A 19,589-nucleotide genomic window follows, 5' to 3' on the forward strand; every position below is an offset into this window, starting at 1 on the left:
ATATTCCCAGATTTTACAGAGGCAATGCCCAGCCTACAAATTAGATTTTATCAAAAATACCGAATTACTTTTGCGTAAATTACTGAAGTTGCCTTGAATAGTAAAGTAATACTAAAATTCACGGCTGAAATTTTGAGCCGCGAGTATAGTTTCCAACAACATTCCCAATTATGGAAATGATGTTTATACCTAGTTAGAACTAAACGAAGATAGGTGCAATATGAAACTACAAGATTTCTTAGGTAAAGAAGAAAAGTGGGGATTTGAGGCTGTTGCTAAAGATGAGGATTTGACTCGCCAGATTCAGATACTATTAATTGGCTTAGATTTATTAGAACCACCTGCGGATGCGAAATTCGGCCCTGTAACTGCGGCTGCTATCAAAAAATTTCAAGAATTAAAGAAAATTGATGAGCCAGATTATATAGGTGCGGTTACTGCTAAGGAATTGATTGAAACCAAACGCGACGAATTACCCAAACCTGAATTAAAACTAGGTAACGACATTGCCAGCAGAATTGTGAAGTATATGCTGGCACAAAATTATCAAGTCTTTACTGCCCCTAAAGAATACAATATTGTTTATGTTGAAGGTATAGATGGTGACTGGAATCTCAACAGTGACACACCCAATGCTTTTAACGATCGCCGCATTGTCATCGAAGTCGTCAATGGTACTCCCAAAATCGTCGATCACTGGCAAGCAACCACCGAACCCGGCAGATATTACACAGTAAATCCCATGAATTCTGCTGGTGCAGCCAGAATTAAGTTTGGACAATACAAAGCTTGGGCTGTAGGTTTGCATGGGAATGCAGAACGTCACGAAGCATTAGTACAAGTTGCACCATTGACTGTTCACCGTGATTTCAACAAGGATTTTAAACGGTCTGGTGATAAAACAGACACTGGTCTTTTCTACATCAATCAACACTGGGGCTATGATGCGCCTAGTAATGATATTAAAAATGCCAGTGCTGGTTGTCTTGTAGGGCGGATGCGTCAAGGACATAGAGAGTTTATGTCAATTATTAAACAAGACCGTCGCTATGTTGCTAATAATGATTATGTATTCTATACAACAGTAATTCCTGGCGATGATTTATTGAAGAAGTTTCCTGGGTAAAATCTAAACTCTAGATACTTCCTTCAATATGGGTGTGTCTAATTTGCACAAGGCACACCCATCAACACTCAACACTCACACTTCGACTACTTCGGCTGCGCTCAGTACAAGTTCGCTCAGTGTACAGCACTCAACGAATGATAGTCTATGTGATGAACTGAATGTTAAGAAAGTTATCCATGACTGCTGCTGTTCTGTTAGAGAATGTCTTCAAGTTTTACAAAAATATTCCTGTAGTTAATGATTTATCATTTGCGATCGCACCTGGAGAAATTTTTGCCCTGCTAGGCCCGAACGGTGCGGGGAAATCAACCACAATTCGGATGTTGACTACATTAACCCAACCATCCCAAGGACATATAGAAGTGGCTGGTTATGATGTTGTCAAACAACCAATACAAGCAAAACAGAGCATTGGTGTTGTTTTGCAGCAAACTAGTATAGATGGTGATTTAACTGTTTGGGAAAATATGGAATTGCATGGGCGGCTACATCGTATAGCCAACCCACAGCGACAACGACTAATTAATCAGTGGCTAGAGTATGTGGAACTAGCAGACAGAAGAGATGATTTAGTCAAAACTTTGTCTGGCGGAATGAAACGACGATTACAAATAGCCAGGGCGTTACTTCACCAACCACAAATTTTATTTTTGGATGAACCAACTGTCGGACTAGACCCCCAAACTCGTCGGCGACTTTGGGAAATTATTCGAGATTTAAACAAGCAAGGAATGACAATGTTACTGACGACTCATTACATGGATGAAGTCGAGTACTTGTGTGGAGCTTTTGAAGCAACCGGGCCGGGACGCATCGGGATTATGGATAGTGGCAAACTTATATCTTTAGGAACGCTCCAACAGTTGCGTTCTGCTCACGGTGAAGGTTTGGTCATGAAACAATTGGGAATCACCGAGGCGGGTAATGATAGCGCCCGACGCTGGGAATATTTATTTTTCCCTTCTTTAGAAGCAGCAAACAATTATCTGAATCAACAATCAGATAAAACCGGAATGATGGTGCGTCCCTCTAATTTAGAAGATATTTTTGTGGAATTAACCGGGAGACAGTTAGATTAACCTCAACCGCCCAACTCCCGCAACATTGCTTCTACTCTGTCAACGCCATCGGGGTTATTTTGGCGTTGGTATAAACTCCGAGCTTTTTGTAGTAAGCTATTTGCTTGTTTTGTCTGGCGACGTTGTTTAAACATCGCCGCCATAAATTCATATATCTGAGGATTGTTGCGATCTATACCAATAGCTTGTTCATAAGCCCAATTAGCGGCTTCATAATCTCCTAAACGAGCTTGGGTAACGCCCAATCCCAGATAAGCATTCAAATTGTTACGGTTTAGCTGAATGGCGCGACGGTAAGCATCTCTAGAGCCTTTGGTATCACCCAAGTTACCTTTGATGTAACCTACAGCATAAAAGAAATCACTATTATCAGGGTCAAGACCCAATGCCCGACGATAAGCAACTAAAGCAGCTTGATAATTGCCTTGTTGGGCATACAAATAACCCATGCCAGAGTATACTTTAGCATTCTTGGGGTCTAGGGCTGCGGCTCTTTGATATGTGGCGATCGCTCCGTTATAGTCACCCGCATCAACTTGTCTGCGACCTTCTTCAAACAATTCCTTTAATTCTGGGTTTTTTGCTTGGGCGACTAAGACCTGCGCCTGAACCTTCACAGGAATCGTAACCACACTACATCCTAATAACAAAGCACTAACTATAAGTGATATGCGTTTGTACACAGTAAATTTCCTGAACTTCTAGCAACTTTTTTCTTGTACATTAAAACAAAAATATGGATTTTTGAAAACTGTATTTATTCTGTTTTACGAAATATTAATATTTTATAAACTCCCAAGCTGCAAACGACACCACTTTATTCGAGTTTCTACTGAACCATCTCATCAATAGCAGATTGACAAACATCTCTCCCTTTTCTACCTTGTCCTCCTTGTCTCCCTAATCTCTCTTGTTTACATATCCAACAAGACTACTATACAAGTATGAAATATTCAGTATACTCCCTATCTGAAGCTGAAAATCAGCAATAACAGACTTCTGTCTTGATTTTGCTAACGATTTTATTATCGTTGGCTAATATTACTACAACGATGCTAATTTTAAAGCCTAAAATATTTAATTTCTGTATCAATTTTTATCTTGCTTTGCAACACTAAGTTTAATTTTGCGTCAGCAGTGACCCCAATAATAACAATCTCAGACGTACAATATTCCTTGACCTGTTACCTGTGAGATGATTTTATGATTTTAACTACAACCGATGTAATTCAAGGTGCTGTAATTGATTCATATTTAGGTATTGTAACTGCGGAAGTTGTTTACGGTAGCAATTTTTTACGAGATTTTTTTGCCAGCATTCGAGATGTGATTGGTGGTCGCACCGGTAGCTACGAACGTTTATTTGAAGAAGGTCAAAGAAAAGCACTCTTAGAATTAGAACAACGCGCACAGCGATTAGGTGCAAACGCCGTTGTTGGGATTGAAATCGATACCGGAACAATCAATGTTGACCAGTCTGGAGTTTTGATGTTGATTACTGCCACAGGTACAGCCGTCAGAATGCGTTAGTCACTGACAAGATTTTTCATCATCTGTTGATAATCGCTAATAGGTAATGTTAGTGCCAAATTACTTATTAGCGAATAAATCTAAAAATTTTTATGGTCATAATAACAGGACTTACGCACAGGCTACGGAAAATCGTAGACGCACAAGCGGCTTCCCGCAGGGTACCACAAAGGCACAGAGTTCACAGAGAAATGAGAGTTTGAGAGGTGTTTTGCGTAAGTCCTAAATAATTAAAAAGATAATCAATTATGACTTCTAAATTTCCTCTCTTGAAGTTTTACATCTTTTTAAATTTATTCTTACCCTAGATAGATAAAACAAGTCTTTCTGTTGATAGATATGAAAAAGTGAAAAGAGCAATTTAATTTTAAACGTAAGCATGAATATAGCGAAAAAAATTTACTAAAAAATAGTCAAGGAGCTAATAAACTATGTCATACGTAAATCGCACAGGTGACGAGATTGTAACTGATCCGGCGGTAGTTAGTAGAGTAGCCGATTATCATGACCGTGTGCGCTGGGGGCCGATAATTTCCGGGGTGTTAATTGCTTTAGCTACACAGTTAATTTTAAGTGCATTTTTTGCCGCGATCGGTGCAGGTAGAGTGGCTGATTCTGGCGCACCTCGAACAATAGCTCCTGATGTGGCTGGTAATGTCGGAATTTGGTCAACTGTGGCTTTATTACTGTCACTATTTGCTGGGGGATGGATAACTAGTCGTGCTTGTGGCCCGATGAGCCGGAATACAGCTTTGCTCAATGGTGCAATTCTTTGGGCTACTACTTTGGCGTTGAGTTCTTGGCTATTAGCTAGTGGGGTATCTGGTGCTTTTGGAATTGCTGCTTCTAATGCTGGTGACGTTATCAACCAAGTACAACAACCTGGTGGTTTAGCAGTACCTCAAAATGTACCGAACATAACTGCTCAACAAACTCGTGAAGCTGCTGCGGCTACTTCTAGAGCTTTATGGTGGTTTGTGCTGGGTTCATTATTAAGTTTAGCGGCTTCATTAATAGGTGCTATTGCTGGCGTTCGTAGCCCTCGGACTAATACTTATCGTCCTTAGAAAAGATTTTATTTCACATATAAGTCCTGCATCATTTATGAACACAAAGATACCCGACTTCTTGAAGAAATCGGGTATCTAAAACTTTCAATTGACATCACAGTTTTTACTTTTTTGAAAGTAGGAAATATATGTAGGACTTACGCATAAAAACGAAAAATTAAGGGTTTTGGCAAGGGTGTAATTATTCAAAATCCTTACACCCCAAACCCTTTCACCCTTACACCCAATCTCCACAGATAATCTTTGTGCGTAAGTCCTGATATGAATACTTCTTTCAGGGCTTTAATAAAAGGCTCGTTGTACAAACCAAATTAATCCCAACCCCACAACAACAGCAGATAAGCAACGACGTACTATTAATTCCCCAGGATATTTTTTAATGGTACGGAAAATCACAAAGGCAATAGTGACAATCGCTATTTGTCCAATTTCTACACCCACATTGAAACTAGCTAAGGATAAAGCCAAATTAGATTGACTCAGATGAATTTCTTTGAGAACCCCAGCAAAACCTAGCCCGTGAATTAATCCAAAAATGAAAGTGAGTAACCAACGCCAGCGTAAACTTGTACGCCAGAAATTTTCCGCCGCTACATAAACAATAGTTAAGGCGATCGCACTTTCGACAAACCTGACTGGTAAAGTCACAATATCCAATACAGCCAAAGTCAAAGTCACAGAATGAGAAATAGTAAAAGCTGTAACTACTTTAGTTAAATAACCAAAACCACCACCCAGCATTAATAAACTAATTAAAAATAAAACATGGTCATAACCTGTCAAAATATGTTCAATTCCTAGCCAGACAAAGCTACTAATTTGTTGCCATACTGGAGGGTTAATTAAAGTAAATTCTCGTTGTTCGGGAGTGAAGACTAAATTACGAATTTGTCCCCCTTGCAGCACGGTGGCGAGACATCGAGAAGTGGCGACATTGGGGAGAAATAAATTGTAGTTAATTACTAGTCCGGTGACTGGTTGCGCCCAAGTATAAGTTAGCTCTAATGTGCTGTGAGTCTTACTGTTACTCGCCATATTCCCAGGTAAGTTATTTGTTGCAGCCACCGCTAGTTTTCCAGGTTCTCCTTGTGCATCCATCAGACGGATGCGATCGCCAAAAAATTTTTCTAACTCTGATTGATTGGTGGTAACTTCATCAATGGAGAGTTGTCCATCACGGTTATCATCAACCCCAGGTACTAAAGCTGTAGGAAAGGTCAAAATCATTGCTGTTTTTGTCTGTTCTACCGTCACCTCCGCCACCGCCAAATCAGCCCAATGTGCTTGACTAGGACTAGCCCAACCAATTACTACTAAAAATGCTGCAATCAAACAGATGAAAGCCACTCGGTATCTGCGCCACATAGTTATCATCACCCCTAAATTCCCAAATTATCTAAACCAAGTCCTGATATCAGCCGCGCCTTGGCGTTAAAAGTCGGATCAACACTTTGGGCTAACTGCTGGTAATTCAAAGCCTGCTGTTGATTTCCCAAGGCTTTGGCAATTATCCCCGCACGGTAAAACATACCTGCATCTCGCGTACCTAATTGCAAGGCTGCTTGTATTTGCTGTTGCGCTTCCCGGAAACGTCCAACGCGAAACAAAGCCCAAGCCAAGGTATCTAGTGTTTGAGCATCACGGCGAATCTTAATTTCCGCCTGCATTAGCGATAAAGCCTCAGCCGTATCTTGAGGGCGATTCTTTTCTAATAACAACCTGGCTAACTCTCGCCGATGTCCAAAGGAACCGTTAGTATGTCCGGCGTTTTCTTGTCGCAGTAAGCTTTCTGCTTGAGTTAACAGTGTTTGTGCGGCTGTGGCTTTACCTTGTAATTGCAGAACTTTCGCCCTACCTCGAAACACAGCATGGTCAAAAATGGTGGATGATGTTTGCGAATTAGGTAAAACTTGGGCGTACAAACTTTCAGCCTGCTGATAATTACCTTGACGCATTGCCAATTCTGCTAGATGCAACAATGCTAAAGGATACCTCGGTATAATGCGTAAAGCCTCTTTATAGAGACTTGAGGCTAAATCGGGCTGTCCGCGTTTGTCATAAAATTGCCCAAATACAACCCTTGTCCAAGCGGAAGTACCGAGTTCTCCCGGTTCTTCAGTTGCTAAAGCATTTTTAAAAGTGGCGATCGCAGCTTGATCTTGGCCTTGGGCAACTAATACCAAAGCTTGTAAAGTTAAGTTACCTTGGGTGGGAATTTTGTTCACCAAAGCATCGGCGGCGGTTCTAGCGGCGGTTAAATTGCCCGTCGCCAGATTTGATGTGACTAAGATAGCCAGAGCATGATCATTAGTGGGTTGAGATTGTAAGACTTGCTGAGATAGGCGAATCGCGGCGGCAAAGTCATGTCTAGCTTGGGCAACACGAGCCAGAACCAGAATTGCACCTTGATTATGGAATGGTAAATGAGACAGAGAGCGATTAGCTGCCTGTTCTGCTAATAAATACCAGTTACTTTCGCCCGTAGCTTTGGCCATTTTTAAGTATGCTTGCGCTAATGCTGTTAAATTCAAACCACTATCAGGGCTTTGTCGTAGTTTAGTTTGGTAAAAGGCGATTTCTTGTTGTAATGTGGCTCGGCTATTTTCAGTCCCAGGTAAGGAGAGAGAAAAGTTATAGCGGTAGGGCGAATTTGGTTGCGAGTTGAGGTAAAGAGGAATGATAAATAATATAGGGGCGGTAATCAACACCCAAAGGATTTTGCCGGGGAATTTGTAGTGAAAAAGCTGTATTTGCATTGTTTTACGCAGACATACGCTAAGACAAGGGCGTTGCATAAATGTGGAATGAAATCAAAAAATTCAACTTTGAAAACTCTTGTTCTTTCCGCCTTTGCGCCTTTGCGTGAGACAAAAACCATCCCACTAATCAGCAACGCCATAATTCACCAACCGAAAATTAATATGTAGACATAGCAGAGCAGCAGGGCTGGAAGATACCTTAATTTGGTAATGCTAGGTAAGGAAATTGCGAGACTAAAGGTTGATGTCCTTGGGATGGGTTGCCGGGAGTCCCTGCATAAGATACGTTATCGCTAGTCACAGCACCGTTAGTCAAAACGCTAAGTGTAGTATCAATGACATCATCTGTCAGCTTACGTCCAGCGACAGGACTGCCTTTAGCATTGAGAGCATTAGCATAACCACTGGAGACATTAGTATCTATTCGCATCACGTCAGGAAGAAATGCTGCCAGCAGTGCATCAGCACGTTGGTCACTATTACCCAAGGCTTTAAGTGTCTTTTTGGCTTCTGCTCCTACAGGTGCTGCGGCTTGGCTTAAATCGGCTGTTGGGGGAATGCTATTAAAGGCGTTAAGAAAATCGTTAGTGACTACTAAACCTTCATTAATTCCAGGTCTTCCTAGACGCTCAACTTGTTGGAATTTACCATACGCATAGTTTTTAAATGAGATGGTTTGCCAAACATCAAATACTGTGGCGTTGGTATTTCCGGCGATTAGAGAACGGGGTATTCTGACGACGATGGAGTTGACGTTATAGCCTTTGGCAAAGTCAATGGCTTGATCAGCCGGACGAAAACCCACAGCCGGGCCGATACCTAAAGCACCTGCACGCACTCGGAAGAACTGTTCAACATCAAAGAAAAAGGGGTCTTCACGCAGTCCGGCAAAAACAGTGACTGAGGGTTTTACGCAAATATAAGTTGTTAATAGTAGGGTTGTTGGGATTAACACTTAGAGGAGTAGTGATGCCGCGATCGCTACTTCTATAACGATCAGCAATTACAGTCAATTTAAATGGTTGTTCGCCTCTGCTGTTGGGTTCATCAAATTGAAAGCGCAGAATCACATCTTCTCGACCTGTAGGGGTTGCATCTCGATCAGTCACCCGGCTAATTTTGAATTCGTATAGAGCATTCGTACTAAAATAATACTGTTGCCGAGCCAGCGATCGCGGATTTGTATTCATCACTAAAATCAAATCATCTTTACGCGCTGCTGGGTTCTGGTCTTGCTCACGGAAGACATATAAATCAGTCAAATTTAAATTGCGTCCTTTTGTATCGACTTCCCCATCATCGTGGTCAGAAGCGGTTACAGATTTTGGTGTTAAAGTTGTCCAACCTACTGTTATACCTAAAGCCAATAAACTGACACCTATAAGAACTTTGATATTAGCAAAACTAAAGTTTCGCCAATTTTTTTGATTGGTCGTTGTTGGACTTTTCATATTAGTAAATACTCCACGTTACTATGTATTCTGTTGATGTAGAATACTTGTTTTGTTGGTTTTCAAGATTAAATACGTCAAGAACAGCAACTTGGATCTATAAATTTAAAAAATAAATTTAACGTGAGTTCAATGACCTCTCCCCAAACCCCTCTCCGCGTCGGAGAGGGGCTTAAATATCCTTGAGTCTAATTCAGAATTTAAAACCTCTGTGTTGCTGGCACTACAGAGGTATACGTCAAATATTTGCTGTTGGATCTATAGTTGGGAAAATTAGTTATGGCATTAGCCAAGTCGGTTAAGACATCGATAAGACAGAACCCTATAACAGTCCCAGACTTCCAGTCTGAGCTATTTATTCTCTAAACTATAGGACTTACGCAAAAACCCTCTCGAATCCTCTTAACTTCGTGTCCTACCCTGCGGGAAGCCGCTACCGCGTCTATGCGCCCTTTGTGGTTCGTTTTTTCATGATTCTGCGTAAGTCCTGAACTAAAAAAATTTAAGGGGTGATTTGGTAATCACCCCCATATTCCCCTCATATTAGAATTTACTTTCAGCACCCTTGTTGTGAATCTACTTTTACTTTGAAATATTAACTAAACTTTCCACTTGAGCATTAGCTAAAGTTGGCGCAGTAAAAATTTGAGAGTAAAGGCTTGCTGGTTGTTGACGAGCTACAACTGGTAGAACTTGACGAGCGTGAGTTGCAATTTCTACTGTTTTCACATCATAAGTCTGCGTTACTAGTTTGGGATACAAACCAATACCGATGATGGGAAGTAACAGAGAAGCAGTGATAAACAACTCACGAGGTTTAACATCAGGAACTACAGCATCTAGATGTAACTCTTCACTTTGCTTACCGTAGAACACTTGACGCAGCATAGACAGCAAGTAGATTGGTGTCAAAATCACACCGACTGCGGACAGAAGTACAACTACAATCTTGAAACTGGAACTGTAAACATCACTGGTAGCAATACCGAGGAATACCATCAATTCGCCGACGAAACCACTCATTCCGGGCAAAGCCAGAGAAGCCATTGCACCAGCAGTATACAAAGCGAAGGTTCTCGGCATTACCTTACCAATGCCACCCATTTTATCCATCATTAAGGTGTGGGTGCGTTCGTAAGTTACACCAGATAAGAAGAATAAACTAGCAGCAATCAAACCGTGGGAAACCATTTGTAACACGGCTCCACTGATACCCACTTCTGTGTAGGAAGCTAAACCAATCAGCACAAACCCCATGTGGGCAATTGAAGAGTAAGCCAAGCGGCGTTTGAGGTTGGTTTGAGCAAAGGCGCAGCAAGCACCGTAAACAATATTGACTACACCTAAGATTGCTAAAACTGGAGCAAAGTAAACATGAGCGTTAGGTAACATTTCGATGTTGAAGCGAATTAAGGCATAACCACCCATCTTCAACAACACACCAGCCAAAATCATGGAACCAGGTGCGGATGCTTCACCATGAGCATCGGGTAGCCAGGTGTGTAAGGGGAAGATAGGCAACTTCACACCAAAGGCAATTAATAAAGCAGCGTAAACTAATAATTCAAAAGCTTTAGGATATTGTTTCATTCCCAGAGATGCGATGTCAAAGGTGAAGTTGTCACCAGAGAAAGCCATCGCAAAACCGGCTACAAGAATAAATATGGAAGCAGCAGCAGTATAGAGAATAAATTTGGTAGCAGCGTAACGGCGTTTAGCACCACCCCAAATTGAAATCAGCAGGTATACAGGAACTAGCTCGATTTCCCACATCAGGAAGAACAAGAGCAAGTCTTGGGCAAGAAACACACCCAACTGGGCGCTGTACATCACCAACATCAACCCATAAAACAATCGCGGCTTGTTGGTTACTTTCCAAGCCGCGAAGATTGCTAGGGTATTGATTAAGCCTGTTAACAAGATGAGGGGCATCGATAAGCCATCAACTGCTAAAGACCAATTTAAACCGATTTGGGGAACCCAGGAGTATTTTTCGACGAATTGGTAAGTTGAACTTTGGAAGTCGTAGCTACTCCAAAAGGCATAAATCATTAAGGCAAAGTCCGCGATCGCTACACCTAAACCATACCAACGGACTGTTTTTCCTTCTTTGTCTGGAATTATGGGGATGGCTAGGGCAGCCACCAAGGGCAAGGCAATTATGGCAGTTAGCCAGGGAAAATCCATAGCATTCATCACTTCTGACAATCGTTTTTTGTTTTCGCTTTTAATTACATTATATTAAGGAATCGTTACTTTTGTAAACGTTATTTATCTCTAGAAACATTAAATTTTGGTTTTTGCTGAGAATATATACTCATCACTTCTCCTATTCTGCCCATAATCAGGAATAAATACTCATCCAATTAGATGGCAAGTCCATTCTAGATATAAAGTTTTGTAACGTCAACAAAAACGGTGGCTTATACCACCGTTACATTTCTTTATAAATTATATGTCTCAAGGGAAAGTTTACCCTAAAGATGTTGGGTTGTGCGCTAAACAATACGGTTGACAATCGTCCAAACTTCCCCATCAGAACGAACATAAGGAACGGAGATTGTCTTGAATCCGGTAATGAAAGGTTTGTAGTAAACCTGCCAATATAAAGGACTGAGATAATCAGCAGTGGCTTTTAACTGACGGATTTCGTCGGCTAATTCTGCTGCTAGTTCGTTAACGCGATCGGCGTGAACCTGTGCCACTTTTTTCGCTTCTTCTAGTTGTTGCTCGATGGTAAGTTGTTTGGATTCAACTTGCCAACGTGCAAATTGGGCTTGTTTTTTTTGTAGCTGGGTTGTCAAAGCAGCGATCGCATCATCGATACCTTTGAGTTCCACTGATAACTGGGGATTTTCTCTGGCTTGACGACGGTACGCCTCAACAATTGCCGAAGGTGAATGATCATCGCCAGATATCCCATGATTTTGATTAAGTGCAGCCCGTTCTTGCTGAAGAACTTGAATTTCCGATTTGAGTGCTGCTATCTCGACTTGAATCTGCTCCATAGTTAAAAGTGGGGAGTAGGGAGTAGGGAGTGGGGAGTGGGGAAAATTTTTCATCTTCCTCCTGGCTGCTTCATAAAATTGTTGCGCCTTGGGTGTCTAAAGCAAGCGATCGCACTTCGGCTTCAATACCTGCGTCTTTCCAGGCTGAAGCCATTGCCAATTCTACAGCTTGAGAATGTGCCGCATCCGCCAAAGCCAACAATGTCGGCCCTGCGCCACTAATCACCATACCGAATGCACCAGCCGCCACCGCCGCCGCATTCACCGCATCGTAACCAGGAATCAAAGCTTTACGGTAAGGCTGATGCAACTTATCTTGTAAAGCCGCCCTTAACCATTCTCCTTTGCCAGTTTCCAAGCCGCGTAACAATAATCCTAAATGGGCAGTATTGAAAATTGCATCTGCCCGACTAAATTCAGTAGGTAAAACCCGCCGCGCTTCTGAGGTGGAGAGTTCAAAATTGGGAATCGCCACGACTGGCACAATATTTTCATCCCAAGGTACATCGCAAATTTCCCAACCAGTTTCACTAGTAGCCGCCAGACGACATCCGCCGATTAATGCTGGAACTACATTATCAGGATGTCCTTCCATTGCGATCGCAATCTCCATCACCTGCACCTGAGACAAAGGCTCACCCGCCAATTGATTCGCCGCCACCAAACCACCAACAATTGCCGTCGCTGAACTACCCAAACCCCGCGCTAGAGGTACACCTAAACCAATCTCAATTTTCACAGGCGGTGGAGTCTGATCTATATATTGATATAACTTCAAAAACGCCTGATAAAGTAAATTACTCTCATCAGTTTGCACTCGTTCGGCTTCTGCACCTGTGACATGAATAGTTAAACCACCTTCATCTAGGCGTGTAAACTTAAACTGGTTACACAGCGTCAAAGCTGCACCGATGCAATCAAAACCCGGCCCCAAATTAGCAGTTGTAGCGGGGACATTAACCGTAACAGAAGAAATAACAGACATCTGCAAATACTCACCTAACCAATCAACCAGCATCCCATGTAACTGGTTGATTTGTTCAATTTCAATACTTATGGCACTCAACCGAGCATTTTAAGCTTGGCTAGAGGTATAGAATTGTTCGTAGCCCTTCATCCACTTCTTCTTGCAAGTAGTCTGGTAATGCTCCAACTCGTTCAACTAAAAAGCTTTTATCAATAGTCAAAAGTTGAGATACGTTAACAACAGAATCTCTAGGTAAGGCTGATGCTTCACACGGTAACAATACATTACTTGGGGCTTGTGCCAATTGAAGATTGGAGGTAATAACAGCAACTATAACTGTACTGATGCGGCTTTGATTAAACGTATCATCTTGAATTATCAAAACAGGACGACGATACCCAGGCTCAGAACCTACTGGCTCAGGTAGGTTTGCCCACCAAATTTCACCCCGATACATTACCAATCCTCATGTGGTAGGGACAGATATTGCATCTTTGCCAACAGTGGATCTAGTTCTGAAGATTCTTGAGAATAAACTTGGTTCAGCTTGCTCAGAATTTGATTACGGTTATACTTTTGCAGATACGCTTGCAATGCTTTCGTATAAAGTTCACTGCGTGATATGCCTAACTGTGTAGCAAGTGCTTCTGCTTCTTCAAAAACTGAATCTGGTAGCGAAATAGCAGTTTTCATAGGGGTTTTGACAGTAATCGCCGATATTTATAGTTATACCTTAGTTATACTAAGCTTGCAATATGCCTCAAGCAACTCAAACACCCTCTGTTTAACTATTTTTCAAAAACTGCTTGTAAATGCGTTCTTAAATTTTCTATGTTTCCCCAGCGAGACATGAGTTTTTCGCCAGTTAGTAATTTTGCTTTCGTATCGAACAAACCCCAATTCGCTTGCATTACCTCTTTATCCATGGGAATTTTACTAGGGTTATTGAAATCAGCGACCCAGTGAACCTTCACCCATCTAAAAATACCCCACTGTTCTGATTCGTCCCATTGGAGTTTATCTTCGCTTCCTTCATTAACCAGTTCAACTACGTGGGTCAGATATCGCTCTTGCTCGAATGGGTTTTGAGACAGGATTATTAATGCCCCTTTCGGTAAGTGTAAAGCATGATTCTCTACTCCTTTACCCTGTTTAAAGTTTAAGTGGTAGTATCCGCTAACTTTGTAGTACTCATAAGCCCATTTTTTCCCATCATCACTTATATTCTTAATGTATTCCAGACGAGAAAAATCCATTATTTTGCCTACCAAAGATTTGCAATCACCACTGTAACTTTATTTACTATCAACGTCAATTTTTATACTCTAAAATACTAATTAATCTTTCTCGGTGTTGCGTATTAATTTACCTAAGAGTCGCAAGTAAGCATTTTAAGCAATGGCAAATCCTGTATATTGCCTAACATCAGGCTCATGAAATCCTAAAACAATATCTTCTTTAGGGATACCAGCTTGCACAAGTTCGTTTGCAATACCATCTTCGGTATTATCGCACTGAATCCAAACTTTACCGTTAATAATTTCAATATGAATTAAACAACTGTGGAGGTGTTGTTTATCGTTCCAACCTTCAGAAATAATCAAATACTCGTCATTTTCTGAATCAAATGCTGCTCGATTACGAATATCAGCATTGGCATAAGAAATGTTCAGATATGATTTGAGTATGTTGCGGATTATATTTTGGTAAGTTTCTAGTCTATCCATGTGGTAATTGCCTCCGCTTGTGAGTCGAATACAATCAGTTTTACGGTATTGTCTTCCAATAAAATTTTGCCAATTTCTTCTGCAAAAATTTTGTTAAATACTGTGTCACGAATAGCTAAATAAAGAATTCTCTCTGATTCAAGACGTTGCAAAATTTTTTCATACAAAATGTATTGACCGAGAGCATTTTTGAGGTCTTCTACTTCCGACATACCAACAAAACTTTTTATCTCTACAGCTATCTTTTTTCCCTGTTTTTCTGCTGCCAAAAGTTTTTCTGCTGCTAAGTCAATAAAAATATCTTTCTTGCCAATTTTCAGGCTAAGTGGGTCATGAGTAATCTGCCACCCATCTTTAATAAGGGCGTTTTTTACACAATCATGATAAATGTCTTTGGCTGGCATTACGTAATTGATTTTTACCTTCCAATTGAGTGGCTACTTCTAATCCTCGCATAACTTTCTCTATGACATACAAATGGTATTGAATATCTTCAATTGAGCAATCATCTGGTATTTGCTGCAAAAGAGATTGAACTTTATCTTTTGTGGTACTCATAGACTGAATATTTAATATTAGTTTTTCGGCTGGGTAATACCCAGCCTAGTTTGTACTAGAAGTTATCGAAATTAGCGATCGCATCTTTTAATTTCTGTATCACTTCATCTACAGAAATTGCGCCTAATTCCCCAGAAGCGCGGGTGCGGATGCTTAAGGAGTTGGTTTCAACTTCTTTTGCACCTACCACTGCCATTACTGGTATTTTATCTTTCTCGGCATTGCGGATTAATTTACCCAAGCGATCGCATAAAGCCAAAGACTGCTCTAACCTGCACAAATACTTTAAGCTTGAGGAGAGAAGTTTTCAGTTTTTGTCGATTGCAATGATTTTGCCAAGCGTCGCTTAATTGGAAGTTTTATCACTTTATCTCCGTGAGCGATCTGTTTCTTACGTAGATCATTAAAGATTGCATTCAAATTATAGTTCAATGATTTAGCGTATTCTTCTCTGTGCTGGTGAATTTCTTCTAGAATTTCATCTTTATACATAGTTTATTCTCCTACAATGTCATATCCCATCAACTCATAAGGTGTACAAATGATGGGTAACTCATATCCAAGTTCAGAGCTAATTTGTGATAATTTTTTCTGGATTTGGGCGTTTGCCATGTGCTTACAGTTCCATGTTAACAAGTAGTCCAAACCATAAACTGTTGCTAATGCTATATGTAAAGCATCATTAGAGGCTTTGGGTGGTAAGTTACTCTGCTGTAAAAACTCTTGTGCAAGTTCTCTAGTTTCTTCTGTGAGATCGAGAAACGGGAGAGATTGTAACAGATTTAACCTTTGAGCAGCGATCGCTGCATCTCCTCTGGCTGCTTCATCCTCTACAATCTCAGAAGCATACAGCACAAAAGAATTACGACGAATATTCCACCAATCTTGGGTAATTTTCATGTTTGCTGCCAGAATCAAATTGTCTGTTGATCTGGCAGTTAAGTATCCTAAAATACTAGTCTCAATATAAACAGTTTCGCTCACAAAAATCTCTAAAATTACTTATCCATAACATACCGTACTGAGTGCTGAGTGCTGAGTGCTGAGTGCTGAGTAAGAAAAAGAGTACTCAGCACTTTCGTACTCGGTAAATGCCCTGCCCCTTGCGATGCACTGAGCTTGTCGAAGTGTGGGCGGTCTTTTAACTCAGCACTCAGCACTTTCAACTCAGCACTCTTCATTAGAAGTTATCGAAATTAGCGATCGCATCTTTCAATTTCTGCACCACTTCATCTACAGAAATTGCGCCTAATTCCCCAGAAGCACGGGTACGGATGCTTAAGGAGTTGGTTTCAACTTCTTTTGCACCTACCACTGCCATTACTGGTATTTTATCTTTCTCGGCGTTGCGGATTAATTTACCCAAGCGATCGCCACTGGTGTCAACTTCGGCACGGATACCCAAGGTCAGCATTTTCGCTACTACAGATTTCGCAAACTCTAGCTGTGCATCACTGACAGATAGCAATCGGATTTGCACAGGTGCTAACCACAAGGGGAAATCACCTGCATACTCTTCAATTAATATCCCAATCAGCCGTTCTAAGGAACCGAAAGGTGCGCGGTGAATCATCACCGGACGTTTGCGCGAACCATCTTCAGCAACGTACTCTAAATCAAAGCGTTCTGGTAAGTTATAGTCAACTTGCACAGTCCCTAATTGCCATTCTCTTTCCAACGCATCTTTAAAGATAAAGTCAAGCTTCGGCCCATAAAATGCGGCTTCCCCAATACCTTCAAAATGTTCCATTCCTAGCTGTTGAACAGCGCGGCGAATTGCACCTTCGGCTTTATCCCAAACCTCATCGCCACCAATGTATTTATCACTAGCAGGATCACGGAAACTCAGTCTAGCTTTGAAGTTCTTTAATTGCAGTTTATTGAACACCGACAAAATCAAATCCACCACGTTCAGGAATTCGCTATCGAGTTGTTCTGGGGTGACAAACAAGTGCGAGTCATCCACAGTAAAACCGCGCACTCTGGTTAAACCGCCTAATTCCCCTGACTGTTCGTAGCGGTAGACCGTGCCAAATTCTGCCAAGCGCATCGGTAGTTCCCGATAAGAGCGTAATTCACTCTTATATATTTGGATGTGGAAGGGACAGTTCATTGGCTTCATGACAAAGCCTTGCTCAAGTGCGGCGGCGGCTTCATCCTCAGCCATTAAGGGAAACATATCTTCTTTATACTTTTGCCAGTGACCGGAAGTTTTAAATAAATCCACCCTCGCAATGTGGGGAGTCACCACAGGTAAATATCCACGCTTGAGTTGTTCTTGCTTGAGGAAGTCTTCTAAGATACTCCGCAATAAAGTGCCTTTGGGAGTCCATAAAGGTAAACCCGGCCCCACTAAGTCGGAGAAGATAAATAAACCCAATTCTTTACCGAGTTTGCGATGGTCACGGCGCTGTGCTTCTTCTTTGCGGCGCTTGTATTCAGCTAGTTGTTCGGGAGTTTCCCAAGCAGTACCGTAAATGCGCTGTAGTTGCGCTTTGGTTTCATCCCCACGCCAATATGCACCCGCAACGCTTTCTAAATCAATGGCTTTGGGGTTTAATTCTTGAGTATTTTCAACGTGAGGCCCGGCGCACAAATCCCACCATTGATCACCCAAGTGATAAATAGTAATCGGTTCTTTTAAATCTGCCAGAATTTCTAATTTATAAGGCTCGTTGATTGCCTTAATCCGGCGTTCAGCTTCTTCCCGACTGACTTCTTCTCTAATTACTGGCAATTTGCGATTAATAATCTTCGCCATCTCTTTTTGGATGGCTTTGAGGTCTTTGTCAGTAAATGGCTCTGGACTGTCAAAATCGTAATAAAATCCATTTTCAATCCAGGGGCCAATTGTCACTTGCGCCTTGGGAAACAGCTTCTGCACTGCCATTGCCATCACATGAGAAGTTGTGTGGCGAATCTTTTTTAAAGTCTCTGATTCGCTGGTACGGGGTAAAGAAATTTTTTCTGGTTGTTCTGCTTGATGCAGATTTTGATTAGGCGACATTGGCTGCTGAACCATTGGCGAAGTAATTGCAAAAAGTAATTTATTAGTTAAAATGCTGAAAAGCTTACCCAAATATAACATAGGGTTATATTTCAGCTTGACGGACTTTTAGCTGTCCTGGATGCACTCTAGCATTGTATGAAGTATGAAGTGTAAAGTCTGAAGTATGAAACTTAATCTTAGCTTGCCGACTGTGTTTTCTTCTGTCTACAGTCTTTAGCCTGAATTTTCTTAGGTTAAATTACTGTGTTCTTGATGAAGATTTGCTTTTCGTAATCATTATGACAGATTTTTTTTACTATCTTTCTGAGGACATAGCATATAATAATGTTAAGTTTTGTAAAAAACGTTAATATTAATAAGAAAAATAGAAGTATCCTTCATAGCTATGCAAGACTCAAATTTACCAGGGACTGAGTTGCTGAAAACGGTCTTAGAGCCTTTGTTAGAAGACTTTGACTATTGGTTTGGGCGATCGCGCCACCTTTTAGAAACTGAGCAACTCTCATTTATGAGTCATCAAGAACAATCTAACCTGCTGTTACGAGTCAAGCAAGCACAAACAGAACTAAACACAGCAAAAATGCTATTTGCAGCCACTGATAAACAAGTCGGATTGGATATGACAACCTTAGCGCCTTGGCATCAATTGGTTACAGAATGTTGGAATGTAGGGATGCGCTTTCATCAAGAAAAAGAAAAGTCATAGCTCTAGCTGGAGTTAGTGACACATCACACACTTCGCATAGATACTATAAAATACTTAATAAATTTTTTATTAACAAATAATGTATCCTATGCTACCGTTAATTGAATAAGCCTTGACAAATTTTTCATATTAATCATATAAGCGCATCAAAAGTGCGTTAAAAATCTACACTCGCTGCGAGTCCCAACCTCAGCGAAGCTTTTCAGTATAAGGTTTTTAAACTTGCTGCCCTGGAGGAAACCCGCATTATGTTGCACCTACTTTATATTCTTGCTTTTACGATTTTGGCTTGTATTGCAGTGGCGAACTTAATTCGCAACTTAGTTATGTTTAGTTTTATTGACAGAGAGCGAAATTATCAAGCCACACCTTCAGCAAATCGAAATTATCGTTCAGGGAGACAATCAGTACCCCATCCAGAATTATTAGATAGCAATGGCAACATCATTAAAGAACCATTATTAGTTATGCGTTCCATTAATGTTGAAGATGCTAGACAACAACTAGATGCAATTTATGAAGCTTCTCCAGGACAAAAGAGTGAAAATCATGAAAAGTAGGGAGTAGGGAGTAGGGAGTAGGGAGTAGGGAGTAG

The 19,589-nt window shown here is 41.0% G+C and carries 23 protein-coding genes and 1 pseudogene; 6 read left to right on the plus strand and 18 right to left on the minus strand.

Going from position 1 to position 19,589, the window contains the following annotated elements; translation table 11 throughout:
* The first annotated feature begins 220 nt into the window (after window positions 1-220).
* Together H6G28_RS01330 and H6G28_RS01335 are read left to right on the plus strand one after the other, a co-directional pair.
* Window positions 221-1,126: a peptidoglycan-binding domain-containing protein gene (locus H6G28_RS01330; RefSeq protein WP_190668348.1), complete on the plus strand. Its 906-nt coding sequence runs from the start codon at window positions 221-223 to the stop codon at window positions 1,124-1,126.
* Window positions 1,127-1,305: 179 nt separating this feature from the next.
* Window positions 1,306-2,208 (plus strand): ABC transporter ATP-binding protein, encoded by a 903-nt coding sequence (locus tag H6G28_RS01335; protein ID WP_190588127.1) that lies wholly within the window; start codon window positions 1,306-1,308, stop codon window positions 2,206-2,208.
* A 2-nt stretch (window positions 2,209-2,210) separates the two neighbouring features.
* Here the strand turns inward: H6G28_RS01335 and H6G28_RS01340 are convergent, their stop codons facing one another.
* Entirely contained in the window at window positions 2,211-2,891 is a 681-nt protein-coding gene (locus H6G28_RS01340) for a tetratricopeptide repeat protein (RefSeq protein WP_190668350.1), read from the minus strand.
* A gap of 520 nt (window positions 2,892-3,411) precedes the next feature.
* Between H6G28_RS01340 and H6G28_RS01345 the strand changes: the two genes are divergently transcribed.
* Both H6G28_RS01345 and H6G28_RS01350 read left to right on the plus strand, forming a co-directional pair.
* Window positions 3,412-3,738: a YbjQ family protein gene (locus H6G28_RS01345; RefSeq protein WP_190588129.1), complete on the plus strand. Its 327-nt coding sequence runs from the start codon at window positions 3,412-3,414 to the stop codon at window positions 3,736-3,738.
* A gap of 431 nt (window positions 3,739-4,169) precedes the next feature.
* Window positions 4,170-4,805 (plus strand): hypothetical protein, encoded by a 636-nt coding sequence (locus H6G28_RS01350; RefSeq protein ID WP_190668353.1) that lies wholly within the window; start codon window positions 4,170-4,172, stop codon window positions 4,803-4,805.
* 285 nt (window positions 4,806-5,090) lie between these two features.
* On the opposite strand, the gene H6G28_RS01355 is transcribed toward H6G28_RS01350, so the two are convergent.
* The 17 genes and pseudogenes from H6G28_RS01355 to thrS all read right to left on the minus strand — a co-directional run bounded on the left by H6G28_RS01355 (window position 5,091) and on the right by thrS (window position 18,300).
* Window positions 5,091-6,173: a HupE/UreJ family protein gene (locus H6G28_RS01355; RefSeq protein WP_190668356.1), complete on the minus strand. Its 1,083-nt coding sequence runs from the start codon at window positions 6,171-6,173 to the stop codon at window positions 5,091-5,093.
* Window positions 6,174-6,187: 14 nt separating this feature from the next.
* Entirely contained in the window at window positions 6,188-7,564 is a 1,377-nt protein-coding gene (locus tag H6G28_RS01360; RefSeq protein ID WP_190668359.1) for a tetratricopeptide repeat protein, read from the minus strand.
* 202 nt (window positions 7,565-7,766) lie between these two features.
* Window positions 7,767-8,522 carry a DUF4331 family protein gene (locus H6G28_RS36410; protein WP_199332752.1) on the minus strand — a complete coding sequence of 252 codons (756 nt, stop codon included), beginning with the start codon at window positions 8,520-8,522 and terminating at the stop codon, window positions 7,767-7,769.
* Complete coding sequence (locus H6G28_RS36415) at window positions 8,443-9,018, minus strand: DUF4331 family protein (protein ID WP_199332753.1); 576 nt, start codon at window positions 9,016-9,018, stop codon at window positions 8,443-8,445. Before H6G28_RS36415 ends, H6G28_RS36410 begins: the two co-directional genes overlap by 80 nt.
* 582 nt (window positions 9,019-9,600) lie before the next feature.
* Window positions 9,601-11,214, minus strand: coding sequence for an NAD(P)H-quinone oxidoreductase subunit 4 (locus H6G28_RS01370; RefSeq protein ID WP_190588134.1), 1,614 nt, complete (start codon window positions 11,212-11,214; stop codon window positions 9,601-9,603).
* Between the two features lie 302 nt (window positions 11,215-11,516).
* A complete protein-coding gene (locus tag H6G28_RS01375) occupies window positions 11,517-12,026 on the minus strand; it encodes a hypothetical protein (protein ID WP_190588135.1) in 510 nt (169 codons plus the stop codon).
* Between the two features lie 70 nt (window positions 12,027-12,096).
* Window positions 12,097-13,011 carry a homoserine kinase gene (gene thrB / locus H6G28_RS01380; RefSeq protein WP_190668871.1) on the minus strand — a complete coding sequence of 305 codons (915 nt, stop codon included), beginning with the start codon at window positions 13,009-13,011 and terminating at the stop codon, window positions 12,097-12,099.
* 100 nt (window positions 13,012-13,111) lie between these two features.
* Window positions 13,112-13,450, minus strand: coding sequence for a type II toxin-antitoxin system PemK/MazF family toxin (locus tag H6G28_RS01385; RefSeq protein ID WP_277883213.1), 339 nt, complete (start codon window positions 13,448-13,450; stop codon window positions 13,112-13,114).
* Window positions 13,450-13,686 (minus strand): ribbon-helix-helix domain-containing protein, encoded by a 237-nt coding sequence (locus H6G28_RS01390; RefSeq protein WP_190668365.1) that lies wholly within the window; start codon window positions 13,684-13,686, stop codon window positions 13,450-13,452. The genes H6G28_RS01385 and H6G28_RS01390 overlap by 1 nt, the downstream gene beginning before the upstream one ends.
* 95 nt (window positions 13,687-13,781) lie before the next feature.
* Window positions 13,782-14,249: a hypothetical protein gene (locus tag H6G28_RS01395; protein WP_190668368.1), complete on the minus strand. Its 468-nt coding sequence runs from the start codon at window positions 14,247-14,249 to the stop codon at window positions 13,782-13,784.
* 135 nt (window positions 14,250-14,384) lie between these two features.
* Window positions 14,385-14,720, minus strand: a complete 336-nt coding sequence (locus H6G28_RS01400; protein ID WP_190668371.1) for a XisI protein — start codon at window positions 14,718-14,720, stop codon at window positions 14,385-14,387.
* Window positions 14,708-15,124, minus strand: a complete 417-nt coding sequence (locus H6G28_RS01405) for a XisH family protein (RefSeq protein WP_190668374.1) — start codon at window positions 15,122-15,124, stop codon at window positions 14,708-14,710. Before H6G28_RS01405 ends, H6G28_RS01400 begins: the two co-directional genes overlap by 13 nt.
* Entirely contained in the window at window positions 15,099-15,278 is a 180-nt protein-coding gene (locus H6G28_RS01410; RefSeq protein ID WP_190668377.1) for a hypothetical protein, read from the minus strand. The genes H6G28_RS01405 and H6G28_RS01410 overlap by 26 nt, the downstream gene beginning before the upstream one ends.
* A 55-nt stretch (window positions 15,279-15,333) precedes the next feature.
* A pseudogene (locus tag H6G28_RS01415) lies at window positions 15,334-15,525 on the minus strand (His/Gly/Thr/Pro-type tRNA ligase C-terminal domain-containing protein); the annotation flags it as partial.
* A gap of 38 nt (window positions 15,526-15,563) precedes the next feature.
* The gene (locus tag H6G28_RS01420; protein ID WP_190668380.1) at window positions 15,564-15,770 is read right to left on the minus strand and encodes a hypothetical protein; all 207 of its coding nucleotides are present in this window, start codon (window positions 15,768-15,770) and stop codon (window positions 15,564-15,566) included.
* Window positions 15,771-15,773: 3 nt separating this feature from the next.
* A complete protein-coding gene (locus H6G28_RS01425) occupies window positions 15,774-16,262 on the minus strand; it encodes a type II toxin-antitoxin system VapC family toxin (protein WP_190668383.1) in 489 nt (162 codons plus the stop codon).
* 196 nt (window positions 16,263-16,458) lie between these two features.
* A complete protein-coding gene (thrS, locus tag H6G28_RS01430; RefSeq protein ID WP_190668386.1) occupies window positions 16,459-18,300 on the minus strand; it encodes a threonine--tRNA ligase in 1,842 nt (613 codons plus the stop codon).
* A gap of 373 nt (window positions 18,301-18,673) precedes the next feature.
* On the opposite strand from thrS, the gene H6G28_RS01435 reads away from it, so the two are divergent.
* Both H6G28_RS01435 and H6G28_RS01440 read left to right on the plus strand, forming a co-directional pair.
* Window positions 18,674-18,994: a DUF2605 domain-containing protein gene (locus H6G28_RS01435; RefSeq protein ID WP_190588145.1), complete on the plus strand. Its 321-nt coding sequence runs from the start codon at window positions 18,674-18,676 to the stop codon at window positions 18,992-18,994.
* A 248-nt stretch (window positions 18,995-19,242) separates the two neighbouring features.
* Entirely contained in the window at window positions 19,243-19,554 is a 312-nt protein-coding gene (locus tag H6G28_RS01440) for a DUF2973 domain-containing protein (protein ID WP_190668388.1), read from the plus strand.
* Window positions 19,555-19,589 lie beyond the last annotated feature (35 nt).

Origin of the sequence: Nostoc sp. FACHB-190 (assembly GCF_014696905.1) — a bacterium.
Classification (GTDB): Bacteria; Cyanobacteriota; Cyanobacteriia; order Cyanobacteriales; family Nostocaceae; genus Nostoc_B.